Origin of the sequence: Candidatus Blochmanniella pennsylvanica str. BPEN, from assembly GCF_000011745.1 — a bacterium.
In the GTDB taxonomy this organism is placed as follows: Bacteria; Pseudomonadota; Gammaproteobacteria; order Enterobacterales; family Enterobacteriaceae; genus Blochmanniella; species Blochmanniella pennsylvanica.
The window spans coordinates 242,043-254,317 of sequence record NC_007292.1 but is presented as its reverse complement, the minus strand read 5'-3'; the positions used below and the strand labels follow the sequence as shown (position 1 = coordinate 254,317).

Below are 12,275 nucleotides of genomic sequence, written 5' to 3'. Positions count from 1 at the left end.
TATATTTGTGCTTTTTTATTTATTAATACTTATTTAAATTGTTTGTTCATTGACTTACGAGGACCTTTACAAGTTCTAGCATTTGTTCTAGTCCTTTGCCCCCGTACTGGTAAATTACGACGATGACGTAATCCTCGGTAAGTACCAAGATCAATTAAACGTTTGATATTTAGAGTTACTTCTCGGCGTAAATCCCCTTCTACGATATATTCATCAACCGCATCACGTAATTTATCTATATGAATTTCAGACAATTTACAAAGTTGTACATGCTCATCTATACCTGTATTCAAACAAATTGAGCGAGCACGGGACTTTCCAATGCCATAAATAGACATTAAAGCAACAACGGCATGTTTTCTATCAGGAACATTGACGCCTGCTATACGTACCACTATTTTTCACTCCTAAAAGTTAATTAATTATCCTATACTGAACAACCATTATCCTTGTCGTTGCTTATGCTTTGGATCCGCACGACAAACTACACGAATAACGTTATGTCTCTTCACAATTTCACAATAACGACATAATTTTTTCACTGACGTACGTACTTTCATAATGTTTCCTATAATCATATGTATATGATTTTTTTTAATCAATGATTAAAATGTTTCAGGTTTGCTTTTTTAAGCACAGATTCATATTTACTAGACATCATTAAAGTTTGTATTTGCGCCATAAAATCCATAATTACTACAACTACAATAAGTAAAGATGTTCCTCCAAAATAGAAAGGAACTTTCATAGCAATTCTCATAAACTCTGGTACTAAACAAATAAATGTAACGTACATTGCACCAATGAAAGTCAAACGAATCATAATTGTATTAATATATTTTGCAGTTTGTTCTCCCGGTCTAATTCCAGGAACAAATGCTCCCGATTTTTTTAAATTTTCAGCTGTTTCGCGAGGATTAAAAATTAAAGATGTGTAAAAAAAACAAAAAAACATAATAGCTGCCGCATAAAGTAAAATATATAATGGCTGACCTGGTTGTAGATATAAAGAAATAATAGCTAACCATTGCCAATTAGTACTACTGCCGAACCAAGAAATTACAGTACCCGGAAACAAGATGACACTAGAAGCAAAAATAGCAGGAATGACACCAGCCATATTTACTTTCAGTGGTAAATGTGTGCTTTGAGCAGCATAAATACGACGACCTTGTTGACGTTGAGCATAATGTACTAGAATGCGACGTTGTCCCCGCTCCATAAATACAACAAAAAAAGTAACGCTCAATACCAAGAAAATAATTAAAATTAATATAAAAAAATGTAACTCATCTTGTCTCACTTGTTCTATGGTATGGCCTATAGCCAGTGGCAACCCGGCAATTATCCCTGAAAAAATAATAATTGAAATACCATTTCCTATACCTCTACTAGTGATTTGATCACCTAACCACATTAAAAAAACAGTACCACAAACAAGACTGATAATTGCTATGCAATAAAAGGAAAATCCTGGATTAATCACTAACCCCGATACATTAGGTAAACTAGTGACAACGCCTACTGATTGTAGTATTCCAAGTATTAAAGTTCCATAACGAATATACTGGTTAATTATTCTCCTGCCACTTTCTCCTTCTTTTTTAATTTCTATTAAAGCAGGGTGTACCGCAGTTAATAGCTGAACAATAATTGAAGCTGAAATATATGGCATAATCCCTAAACTAAAAATAGAAGCACGACTTAAAGATCCTCCAGAAAACATATTAAACATTTCAATAATAGTGCCATGTTGTTGTTCAATAATTTGTGCCAAAACAATCAAATCTACTCCTGGAATTGGAATAAATGATCCCATACGAAAAATGATTAAAGCGCCAATCACAAACATAATTCTACGTTTCAAGTCACCTAATCCTCCTTTGATACTTTGAAAAGTAGATCTAGATCGTTGTTTATTAGTAATTGTCATCATTTTAATTCAATTACTCCTCTATTTGACCGCCTATAGATTGAATTGCAGCACGCGCTCCTTTACTAACGCGTAATTTACGTATCGTGATAGGACGTTTAATTTCTCCAGACATTATAATCTTAACAAACTTAATTTTGCGACTAATAATATTATAGGTTTTTAAAACATTTAAATCTATTACTTTGTCTGAAACACGAGATAAATCGGATAACCTAATTTCCTGGGTAACCATAGCCTTTCGAGATATAAATCCAAACTTTGGTAATCTACGATATAAAGGAGTCTGTCCTCCCTCAAATCCAAGACGCACCTTACCTCCAGAACGTGATTTTTGTCCTTTATGTCCACGACCTCCTGTTTTACCCAATCCAGATCCTATGCCTCGACCTACTCGTTTACTTAAATGTTTAGATCCTCTGGACGGAGAAATGGTATTAAGATACATGATTTACTACTCCACTTTGACCGTGTAATTAATTTAAGTTAATTATACCACGGATGGCGGTACATCAATGATTTCAACAACATTTTTAATAACGGCGCAATCCCTTCTCAAACCACCATATACAGTGAGTGCTTATGCTTGGGATATCAGCTTTCTCTGATAAAGCTCCAATCCGAATAAGATTAATAATGTTTAACATAATTATAATAACCTAAAATTTCACTAATAGATTTACCTCTTTTTTCTGCAATCATTTCAGGAGATTTCATGCTTTGTAACGCATTTATAGTCGCACGTACTATATTAATAGGATTTGTAGATCCATAAGCTTTTGCTAATACATTATGTATTCCAACCACTTCTAGTATAGCACGCATTGTAGTGCCGGCAATAATTCCAGTTCCTTCAGAAGCAGGTTGCATATAAATACGAGAACCTGTGTATACCCCCTTAACTGCGTGTTGTAAAGTACCTTTATATAAGGAAATAATTACCATGTTACGACGAGCTTTTTCCATTGACTTTTGAATTGCTGATGGAACTTCACGAGCTTTACCGTAACCAAACCCTACCCGACCATTTGCATCTCCTACCACAGTTAGAGCTGTAAAACTAAACACACGACCACCTTTAACCGTCTTGGATACTCGATTTACTGTAATTAATTTTTCTTGCAATTCACCAGGCTGTTTATCAGTATATTTCATATTATTTACCTTGTTTTAAAAGCTTAACCCAGTTTGCCTAGCGCGATCAGCCAACATTTTCACTCTCCCATGATATTTAAATCCAGAACGATCAAAAGATACATTTATAATACCTTTTTTTATCGCCCGTTCCGCAATAATTTTTCCTACTATAGCTGCAGCTTTTTTATTACTGGTTGTTGTTAGTTGACTAGAAATTAATTTTTCCGTAGTAGAAGCTGCAACTAAGACGTTAGAATTATCTTTTGCAATTATTTGTGCATAAATATGCCGACAAGTTCGATGTATCACTAATCTTATAGCATCTAATTTATACAACTTTTTTCGTGTTTTCACAGCTCTTTTGATACGAGCATCTTTTTTATTCATGTTACATGATTCTCTATATAATTGATAATAATTATTTTTTCTTAGTATCTTTGTTATGCACTATTTCATCGATATAACGAATACCTTTTCCCTTAAAAGGTTCAGGAGGGCGAAGTGCTCTCAGGTCTGCAGCAACTTGGCCGATAAGTTGTTTATTTATTCCTGTTAGAATAATTTCGGTTTGACTTGGACACGTTGCTGCGATTTCAGTAGGTAGTATATAGTCAATGGAATGAGATAAACCTATGATTAGGTTGATGATATTATCTTGAATAGATACGCGATAACCTATTCCTACTAGTTGCAGTGTCTTAGTAAACCCTCTTGTAACTCCAGTAATCATTCCATTAATTAATGCACAGGTTGTTCCTATCAAAGCTTTGTTTTTAACATCAAAACTGTTGCTATAGACCATCAGTTTTGATGCATCATGCAATTGTACATTAACCAATTTGTGTAATATAAGAGTCAATACACCAAGTGTACCTGTAATAGAAATGCTATGGTTTTCTACTATTATATTTACGGTTATTGTTTTAGGAATAGAAATTATCGTTTTACATATATGACGCGGAAATATCTTGGTATTAAGACACATAACATATAATCTCCCCACCAACATTAAGCTGACGAGCTCTATTATCTGTGATTACACCTTTAGAAGTAGAAATTATAATAATACCCATACCAGACATTACCTGAGGTAGTTCCTTTCTCTTTTTATAGATACGTAATCCAGGCCGACTAATACGTTTTATGATATCTATGACGGGTTTTCTTTTTTGATAATATTTTAAAAATACTTCTAGAGTTGGTTTGATGCTATCTTTAATATTATATTTCTGTATAAATCCTTCTTCTACTAATACATGAACAATTGCTACTTTCATTGCAGAAGATGGAGTGCAAACTTTTTCTTTTTTAGAAATTTGCCCATTACGGATAGTAGTTAACATATCCGCGATTGAATCTTGCATACTCATTATAGCTCCAAGCAATAAAATATTGTTACAATTACCAACTAGCTTTCCTTAAACCAGGTATTTCGCCGCGCATGGCAGCTTCGCGTACCTTCATACGGCTCAATCCAAATTTTCTTAAAAAAGCGTGAGGACGTCCAGTATGACGGCAACGATTACGTCGTCTAGATGGGCTAGAATCACGTGGTAAAGTCTGTAATTTTAAAACCGCATTCCAACGCTCCTCATTAGGAATGCGTTGATCAATAATAATTTTTTTTAGAGAAATACGTTGTGTATAATATTTATTAACTAATTTTAAACGCTTTATTTCACGTGCCTTTATAGATTCCTTGGTCATAATTAACGCTCCTTCTATTTGAAGTAATACGATTATTTTCTAAATGGAAATCGAAATGCAGTTAATAAAGCATACGCTTCATTATCAGAAATGGCGCTAGTAGTAATAGTAATATCCATTCCTCGCATATCATCCACGGTATCATAATCAATTTCTGGAAAGATAATTTGCTCGCGGATTCCAATACTATAATTACCATGCCCATCGAAAGATTTAATAGATAACCCGCGAAAATCACGAATACGAGGCATAGCAATAAAAATAAATCTTTCCAGAAATTCCCACATACGCGAACCTCGTAAAGTTACCTTACAGCCGATTGGTTGACCTTGACGAATTTTGAAACTCGAGATAGATTTGCGTGCTGTAGTAATTACTGGTTTTTGTCCTGAAATTACCATTAAATCTTCTGTTGCTTTTTCTAAAAGCTTTTTATTGGTAACAGATTTACCTACTCCCATATTAATAGTAATTTTTTTAATTTTAGGCACTTGCATAATAGATCGATAATTAAATTTATGCATTAAATTTTGTATTATATTATTTTTATAATAATCATATAATTTAGTCATATATTATTCCAATCATTTAACTATATCCCCATTAGACTTAAATATACGTATTTTTTTACCATTTTGTATTGTAAAACCTATACGATCTGCTTTATTTAAAGTAGGGTTAAATATTGCAATATTAGATAAATCAACGGACGCTTCTTTTTCAATAATGCCTCCTGGTTGATTTTTATTGGGGATAGGTTTTTGATGTTTTTTTACTAAATTTATTCCTGTTACTATAACCCTGCCTTTATTATAAAAAACACACTTTACTTTCCCCTTTTTTCCTTTATCCTTTCCACTTAATACAATAACTTCATCGTTACGTTTAATTTTAGCTGCTGCCATATATAATATTCTCCATTAAAGTACCTCAGGGGCTAAAGAAATAATCTTCATAAATTTTTCGTTGCGTAATTCGCGAGTTACCGGCCCAAAAATACGAGTACCTATAGGTTGGGCGTTGGTGTCATTTAATAATACACAAGCATTATTATCAAATCTAATAATAGATCCATCTAAACGACGTACACCTTTTTTCGTACGTACTACAACAGCTTTTAATACATCGCCCTTTTTCACTTTAGCGCGTGGTACTGCTTCTTTAATAGCAACTTTAATAACGTCGCCTATATTAGCATAACGACGACCAGAGCCACCTAACACTTTAATACACATTGCATATCGTGCACCAGAGTTATCGGCAACATTTAAAATAGTGCGTTCTTGAATCACACAATTACTCCAAAGTAATGATTGAATTTAAATCTTTAAAAGATATATATATATGGTTATATATTTTGATTTATTAGTTTTAATTAAATAGATTACCACTAATTCATATGATTATTATCTTTTTAAAAATTAGATTTTTTGATAATAGAAGTTAGTATCCAAGATTTTGTTTTAGAAATAGGACGGCATTCTTGTACTTCAACAAGATCTCCAACATTAGTCTCGTTATTAGGGTCATGTACATGCAGTTTAGTAGTACGTTTAATAAATTTTTCATATGTTGAATGCTTAATTAATCTCTCTATAGAAACAACGACAGATTTATTCATTTTTTTGTTACATACACGACCTAGTAGGATGCGAATCCTATCACTCATGGAATATTCTCCTTTTATACTTTTTTATTATTAGATAAATAATGTTTAATAGATGCTATATTGCGACGTACTTTTTTTAATAAATGCAATTGTTTTAATTGACCTGATTTTGCTTGTATACGTAAATTAAAATGTTCACGTAATACCTTTACTAATTCTGACTGAAGCAATGTAACACTAATAGTGTCATTTTTTTTTTGATTTAATAATTTGACGATGTTGTTCATTATCTTCCTATTAAAGTGGTTTTAACGGGTAATTTTGATGCGCCTAATTTAAAAGCATTATACGCTAGTTCTTTTGGTACTCCATTTATTTCATATAATATTTTTCCTGGTTGTATTAGCGCTACCCAATATTCTACATTACCTTTTCCTTTCCCCATGCGTACTTCGAGAGGTTTTTTAGTAATAGGTTTATCTGGAAACACACGAATCCAGATTTTTCCTTGACGTTTTATAGCACGACTGATGGCGCGTCGTGCTGCTTCAATTTGACAAGATTTTAATCGCCCACGGCTAATAGCTTTTAAAGCAAATTGCCCAAAACTAATATTGTCGTTTACTTTTGTTCCCCGGTTACGCCCTTTATGCATTTTACGAAATTTTGTGCGCTTTGGTTGCAGAAGCATCATATTATCCTTTATATGCGAGTTTTATGTTTTTTCTTGCTAGAATTATTAATCGTTTGATCTGATGAATATCCTGTATTCAGTAGTAACACATCTCCTAAAATTTCCCCTTTAAAAACCCATACCTTAATTCCAATTATACCATATGTAGTACGTGCTTCTGAAAGACTATAATCAATATCGGCACGTAAAGTATGTAATGGAACTCGTCCCTCTCTGTACCATTCAGTACGAGCAATCTCAGCTCCGCTTAGTCTCCCGCTTACTTCTACTTTAATTCCTTTAGCTCCTAAACGCATAGCGTTTTGTACCACGCGTTTCATTGCCCTCCTGAATACTACCCTACGTTCTAATTGAGATGCGATATTATCAGCTAACAGCTTGGCATCTAATTCCGGTTTACGCACTTCAGCAATATTGAGTTGCGTTGGAACCCCAGAAATCCTTGCTATATTTTTACGTAATTTTTCAATATCCTCCCCTTTTTTTCCAATTATAAGACCAGGTCTAGCTGTATAAACAGTTACTCTTATGCTTTTAGCAGGACGCTCAATAATTATACGGGATACTAAAGCTTTCGAAAGTTTTTGCATCAAAAAATGACGTACTTTAAAATCATTCCCTAAATTGTCAGAAAAATCTTTGTTATTTGCGTACCAGGTAGAATGCCACGTCTTAGTAATACCCAAACGCACACCATTCGGATGTACCTTTTGACCCATTTTTAAATACTCCGTCCGTTTAAATATAATTTTTTAATTAGACACTACTATAGTAAGATGACTTGTTCGTTTCATAATTTTATCTGATCGCCCTTTAGCACGTGGCATAATTCTTTTAATAATAGGACCGCTATCGACAAAAATTTTAATAATTTTTAAATTATTAATATCTGAATTATCGTTATGTTCCGCATTAGCAATAGCCGATTCTAAGGTTTTTTTTACTAATTCGGCGGATTTTTTGTTGGTATACTTTAAGATATCAAGCGCCTGAGATACTTTTTTTCCTCGTATTGTATTAACTACTAAACGAAGTTTTTGAGCAGAAGAACGAATATAACGGCATCTAGAAATTGTTCTCATACCAAAATTCCCTCTATAGCACATCTTATTTTAAGATCATAATCATATTTTAATAATGTTTTTTTATTTTCTTATCAACTGAATGACCACGATACGTACGAGTTGGAGCAAATTCACCTAATTTATGCCCAACCATTTCATCTGATATGAATATGGGTATATGTTGACGTCCGTTATGCACTGCTACAGTTAAACCGATCATTCTTGGAAATATTGTTGACCGCCGTGACCAAGTCCTAATAGGTTTTTTATCACCTGTTTCTATTGCTTTTTCCACTTTTTTTAGAAGATGCAAGTCAATAAATGGCCCTTTCTTAATAGAACGCGACATATACTGTATTCCTAATCCTTCAAATTTTATTTATTACGATGAGACAATATAAACTTATTAGTACGTTTATTACTACGAGTTTTTTTGCCTTTGGTTTGTATTCCCCAAGGAGACACGGGATGTTTTCCGAAATTTTTGCCTTCCCCGCCTCCGTGAGGGTGATCGATTGGATTCATGGCTGTTCCACGTACAGTAGGACGATTGCCACGCCATCTATTGGCTCCAGCTTTACCTAGCATACGTAACATATGTTCAGCATTACCAACCTCTCCTACGGTTGCGCGACACTCACAGCGAATCTTTCGTATTTCACCAGATCGCAGACGAAGTATCATATACTCCCCATCACGAGCTACAATTTGTATGTAAGATCCTGCAGACCGGGCTAATTGCCCGCCTTTTCCTGGTTTCATTTCTACATTATGAATAATAGATCCTATCGGAATATTACTCATAGGTAAAGCATTGCCTGGTTTTATTGGAACATTCGCTCCAGAACTTATAAAATCTCCTATTTTTACATCTTTTGGAGCTAAAATATAACGATACTCCCCATCCCTATATGAAAGCAATGCTATATTTGCTGAACGATTTGGATCATATTCTAAGCGTTTAATTACAGCGGAAATCCCATCCTTATTACGCTTAAAATCAATGATTCTATAACGTTTTTTATGCCCCCCTCCTATATGTCGCACAGTAATACGACCGTAATTATTGCGTCCTCCTGATCTATTATTAATTTTATTGGATAATAATGAAGAAAAAGGATTCCCTTTATATAAATCATGGTTCACTAATTTAGTCACATGCCGTCTACCCGGTGAGGTTGGGTTGCATTTAATAATTGGCATCTCTTTTAATCTTCCGTATTCATCTATTCTACTGTATTGATAAAATCAATTTTTTGGCCTTTATCTAAAACAACATATGCTTTTTTCCAGTTGCTACAGCGACCAATTTTATTAGCCTTTCTTTTAGATTTTCCTGCTACTATCATAGTGTTTATAGTATTTACTTTCACAGAAAACAACATATTGATAGCATTTTTAATATCTGTTTTAGTTGCATATTTCGCTACTTTAAAAGAAAAAGCATTGTGGCGTTCCAATATAATGGACGTTTTTTCAGAGATATGTGTAGATCTCAGTATTTTTAATAAACGTTCTTGGTAAATCATACTAACTGTTTCTCAATTTTCTTGATCACGTTATCGGCAATTAAAGTAACGTTGAAATTTATTAAACTTACTGGATCTATATGCGTTGCGGTACGCACCTCTATTTTATGAACGTTACGTGATGCTAAAAGCAAATTTTTATCCAAAAAATCAGTAAAAATCAATATACTTTTTTTTGAAGTTATTGTTCTTAATTTTTCTAATAATAATTTAGTCTTTGGTTCTTTTATAAACAAATTTCTTACTAAAAATAAACGATTATCACAAACTAATTTAGATAAAATGCTTCTTATTGCCCCTCTGTACATTTTTTTATTTATTTTTTGAGCATATAATTTAGGTTTAGCCGCGAAGGTCACTCCGCCAGAACGCCAAATAGGACTTTTTACCGATCCAGAACGTGCGCGACCGGTACCCTTTTGACGCCACGGTTTTTTATTAGAACCCGAAACTTCTGATCGACTTTTTTGCGATCGAGTACCTTGACGAGAATTAGTTAAGTAAGTAGAAATTACTTGATGTATTAATGCCTGATTAAAAGGACACTTAAAAATTTCATCAGATACAGAAAACTTCTCTGAATCTAGAATATTAATTTCTGTTGTAAAATCCCTGACTTCTAATTCCATTTACATTTTCTCTCTAATATTTATTTTAACGGACTTTTTAATAGATAAATTACCGCCAATTGTTCCTGGAACAGCACCTTTAACTAATAATAAATTAAGTTTTACATCTACATTAACAACATCTAAATTTTGTACCGTAACTTTATAATTTCCCAATTGCCCTGCCATTTTTTTGCCCTTAAATACTCTACCAGGAGTTTGATTTTGACCGATAGATCCAGGTGCTCTGTGTGACAGTGAATTACCATGACTTGCATCTTGCATATGAAAATTCCAACGTTTTATTGTACCTGCAAAACCTTTACCTTTAGAAATGCCTGTAATATCAACTTTTTTAACATTTTTAAAAATCTGTATAGTAATAATATCTCCTAATGATAACTGTGGCATCCCTGCTTCTTCACAACGAAACTCCCACACACCGCGGCCAGCATCAACCCCTGACTTTATCATATGCCCTGTTTCTGGTCTATTAATATGTTTAAAGTTTTTCATGCCAGTAGTTACTTGAACTGCGCAATACCCATCGTTTTCAATATTTTTTATTTGCGTCACACGATGCGGTGTGATTTCAATCATAGTTACAGGGATAGATACTCCATCTTTATCAAACAAACGAGTCATACCCAATTTTTGACCAATCAGACCTTTCATGATTATGGATATAACCTCTCTATTACCTTTAATACAAAAATTATTAATTTGTATTTTACACATAAAATACAAATTAATGCCTATTACGATGCATCCTTCTATTTGCTAACCGAGACTAATTTGTACGTCTACTCCTGCCGCTAAATCTAAACGCATTAAAGCATCTACCGTTTTATCGGTAGGTTCAACAATATCAATCAACCGTTTGTGAGTTCGTATTTCATACTGATCCCGCGCATCTTTATTTACATGCGGAGAAATTAAAACAGTGAATCGTTCTTTTCTAGTAGGCAATGGAATAGGGCCTCGTACTTGAGCGCCAGTACGTTTAGCAGTCTCTACAATTTCTACGGTCGACTTATCTATCAACCGATGATCAAATGCTTTCAAACGAATGCGGATCCTTTGATTTTGCATAACCTAAAATAGATCCTAAAAATTAGTTATTCATAAACAACTCTACACAAACCTTTTGTATGTTTCACCCGAAAGCGTTAAATGAACATCTAAAACATCTTCGTATCACACACATTCAAAATGTAAAACTGTTTTTTATTCCTATCGAACATGCCAATTAATTTTGTTATTATTTTCTGCAATAAAACATCACATAAACTTAGTGTACCAATAAACAAATAAAAAACAAGGCTAACAAGAATAAAATTCAAATTATTACTAGAAAATTTTAATATTAAAAATATTATAAACAATGTATATCATTTTGATAAGTATAAAATTATTTTTTCAACTGTGATTGTATATAATTATGCATACCAACTTTTATCATGAGATTTAGCTCTGTTTCTAAAAAATCAATGTGCTTTTCTTCGTCTTTAAGAATTTGTATCATTATATCCCTAGATACATAATCTTGTATTGAACCAGCGTATTTGATGCCTTTGCGTAAATTTTCAATACTATGAAATTCTAAACTAAGATCAGCACGTAAAATATCTTCAACATTTTTTTTAATGTTTAATGGATCAAATTTCCTCAAGGTAGGCATACCTTCTAAAAATAAAATACGTTTTGCATAAAGATCCGCATGATCTAACTCATCCACGCATTCTTGATATTCTATCTTGTTAAGGCGTTCTAATCCCCAATTATTAAAAATTTTAGAATGTAAAAAATATTGGTTTACAGCGACCAACTCATCGCTCAACAAATTATTAAGATGGGTAATAATGTGATCGTCTCCTTTCATAACATCTCCTTAGATATGTATCCACATACATTGTATTGTTTAACTTTAAATTATAAATTAAATATTTAAAAAATCATAGCTAGTATAGCTATCCATGATTATACCTATCTTC

The 12,275-nt window shown here is 33.1% G+C and carries 24 protein-coding genes; all 24 read right to left on the bottom strand.

What is annotated here, in order from left to right; translation table 11 throughout:
- Window positions 1-29: 29 nt before the first annotated feature.
- The gene (gene rpsM, locus BPEN_RS01075; protein ID WP_011282760.1) at window positions 30-395 is read right to left on the bottom strand and encodes a 30S ribosomal protein S13; all 366 of its coding nucleotides are present in this window, start codon (window positions 393-395) and stop codon (window positions 30-32) included.
- A gap of 48 nt (window positions 396-443) precedes the next feature.
- On the bottom strand, window positions 444-560 hold the full coding sequence (gene rpmJ, locus BPEN_RS01070) for a 50S ribosomal protein L36 (protein WP_011282759.1): 117 nt from the start codon (window positions 558-560) through the stop codon (window positions 444-446).
- A 38-nt stretch (window positions 561-598) separates the two neighbouring features.
- A complete protein-coding gene (gene secY / locus BPEN_RS01065) occupies window positions 599-1,933 on the bottom strand; it encodes a preprotein translocase subunit SecY (RefSeq protein WP_187145672.1) in 1,335 nt (444 codons plus the stop codon).
- Between the two features lie 13 nt (window positions 1,934-1,946).
- Complete coding sequence (rplO, locus tag BPEN_RS01060; protein ID WP_011282757.1) at window positions 1,947-2,381, bottom strand: 50S ribosomal protein L15; 435 nt, start codon at window positions 2,379-2,381, stop codon at window positions 1,947-1,949.
- A gap of 182 nt (window positions 2,382-2,563) precedes the next feature.
- Complete coding sequence (rpsE, locus tag BPEN_RS01055) at window positions 2,564-3,088, bottom strand: 30S ribosomal protein S5 (RefSeq protein ID WP_011282756.1); 525 nt, start codon at window positions 3,086-3,088, stop codon at window positions 2,564-2,566.
- Window positions 3,089-3,103: 15 nt separating this feature from the next.
- Window positions 3,104-3,457 carry a 50S ribosomal protein L18 gene (gene rplR, locus BPEN_RS01050; RefSeq protein WP_011282755.1) on the bottom strand — a complete coding sequence of 118 codons (354 nt, stop codon included), beginning with the start codon at window positions 3,455-3,457 and terminating at the stop codon, window positions 3,104-3,106.
- Between the two features lie 31 nt (window positions 3,458-3,488).
- Window positions 3,489-4,055 (bottom strand): 50S ribosomal protein L6, encoded by a 567-nt coding sequence (rplF, locus tag BPEN_RS01045; protein ID WP_011282754.1) that lies wholly within the window; start codon window positions 4,053-4,055, stop codon window positions 3,489-3,491.
- Window positions 4,045-4,440, bottom strand: a complete 396-nt coding sequence (gene rpsH, locus BPEN_RS01040) for a 30S ribosomal protein S8 (RefSeq protein WP_011282753.1) — start codon at window positions 4,438-4,440, stop codon at window positions 4,045-4,047. The genes rplF and rpsH overlap by 11 nt, the downstream gene beginning before the upstream one ends.
- Window positions 4,441-4,471: 31 nt before the next feature.
- A complete protein-coding gene (gene rpsN, locus BPEN_RS01035; protein ID WP_011282752.1) occupies window positions 4,472-4,777 on the bottom strand; it encodes a 30S ribosomal protein S14 in 306 nt (101 codons plus the stop codon).
- A 32-nt stretch (window positions 4,778-4,809) separates the two neighbouring features.
- Complete coding sequence (gene rplE / locus BPEN_RS01030) at window positions 4,810-5,349, bottom strand: 50S ribosomal protein L5 (protein WP_011282751.1); 540 nt, start codon at window positions 5,347-5,349, stop codon at window positions 4,810-4,812.
- A 12-nt stretch (window positions 5,350-5,361) separates the two neighbouring features.
- Entirely contained in the window at window positions 5,362-5,682 is a 321-nt protein-coding gene (gene rplX / locus BPEN_RS01025; protein ID WP_011282750.1) for a 50S ribosomal protein L24, read from the bottom strand.
- Between the two features lie 15 nt (window positions 5,683-5,697).
- Window positions 5,698-6,069 carry a 50S ribosomal protein L14 gene (gene rplN / locus BPEN_RS01020; RefSeq protein WP_011282749.1) on the bottom strand — a complete coding sequence of 124 codons (372 nt, stop codon included), beginning with the start codon at window positions 6,067-6,069 and terminating at the stop codon, window positions 5,698-5,700.
- 122 nt (window positions 6,070-6,191) lie between these two features.
- Window positions 6,192-6,446 (bottom strand): 30S ribosomal protein S17, encoded by a 255-nt coding sequence (rpsQ, locus tag BPEN_RS01015; RefSeq protein WP_011282748.1) that lies wholly within the window; start codon window positions 6,444-6,446, stop codon window positions 6,192-6,194.
- 14 nt (window positions 6,447-6,460) lie between these two features.
- The gene (gene rpmC, locus BPEN_RS01010; RefSeq protein WP_011282747.1) at window positions 6,461-6,673 is read right to left on the bottom strand and encodes a 50S ribosomal protein L29; all 213 of its coding nucleotides are present in this window, start codon (window positions 6,671-6,673) and stop codon (window positions 6,461-6,463) included.
- A complete protein-coding gene (gene rplP, locus BPEN_RS01005) occupies window positions 6,673-7,077 on the bottom strand; it encodes a 50S ribosomal protein L16 (RefSeq protein WP_011282746.1) in 405 nt (134 codons plus the stop codon). The genes rpmC and rplP overlap by 1 nt, the downstream gene beginning before the upstream one ends.
- A gap of 11 nt (window positions 7,078-7,088) precedes the next feature.
- On the bottom strand, window positions 7,089-7,799 hold the full coding sequence (gene rpsC, locus BPEN_RS01000; RefSeq protein ID WP_011282745.1) for a 30S ribosomal protein S3: 711 nt from the start codon (window positions 7,797-7,799) through the stop codon (window positions 7,089-7,091).
- Between the two features lie 33 nt (window positions 7,800-7,832).
- The gene (gene rplV / locus BPEN_RS00995; RefSeq protein ID WP_011282744.1) at window positions 7,833-8,162 is read right to left on the bottom strand and encodes a 50S ribosomal protein L22; all 330 of its coding nucleotides are present in this window, start codon (window positions 8,160-8,162) and stop codon (window positions 7,833-7,835) included.
- A 49-nt stretch (window positions 8,163-8,211) separates the two neighbouring features.
- Complete coding sequence (gene rpsS, locus BPEN_RS00990) at window positions 8,212-8,493, bottom strand: 30S ribosomal protein S19 (RefSeq protein WP_011282743.1); 282 nt, start codon at window positions 8,491-8,493, stop codon at window positions 8,212-8,214.
- 26 nt (window positions 8,494-8,519) lie between these two features.
- Window positions 8,520-9,347 carry a 50S ribosomal protein L2 gene (rplB, locus tag BPEN_RS00985; RefSeq protein ID WP_011282742.1) on the bottom strand — a complete coding sequence of 276 codons (828 nt, stop codon included), beginning with the start codon at window positions 9,345-9,347 and terminating at the stop codon, window positions 8,520-8,522.
- Window positions 9,348-9,370: 23 nt separating this feature from the next.
- Window positions 9,371-9,673, bottom strand: a complete 303-nt coding sequence (rplW, locus tag BPEN_RS00980) for a 50S ribosomal protein L23 (protein WP_011282741.1) — start codon at window positions 9,671-9,673, stop codon at window positions 9,371-9,373.
- Window positions 9,670-10,302, bottom strand: coding sequence for a 50S ribosomal protein L4 (gene rplD, locus BPEN_RS00975; protein ID WP_011282740.1), 633 nt, complete (start codon window positions 10,300-10,302; stop codon window positions 9,670-9,672). Before rplD ends, rplW begins: the two co-directional genes overlap by 4 nt.
- Entirely contained in the window at window positions 10,303-10,956 is a 654-nt protein-coding gene (rplC, locus tag BPEN_RS00970; protein WP_011282739.1) for a 50S ribosomal protein L3, read from the bottom strand. It abuts the gene before it with no gap.
- Window positions 10,957-11,061: 105 nt separating this feature from the next.
- Window positions 11,062-11,373: a 30S ribosomal protein S10 gene (gene rpsJ / locus BPEN_RS00965; RefSeq protein WP_011282738.1), complete on the bottom strand. Its 312-nt coding sequence runs from the start codon at window positions 11,371-11,373 to the stop codon at window positions 11,062-11,064.
- Window positions 11,374-11,692: 319 nt separating this feature from the next.
- Window positions 11,693-12,163 carry a bacterioferritin gene (gene bfr / locus BPEN_RS00960; RefSeq protein ID WP_011282737.1) on the bottom strand — a complete coding sequence of 157 codons (471 nt, stop codon included), beginning with the start codon at window positions 12,161-12,163 and terminating at the stop codon, window positions 11,693-11,695.
- Window positions 12,164-12,275 lie beyond the last annotated feature (112 nt).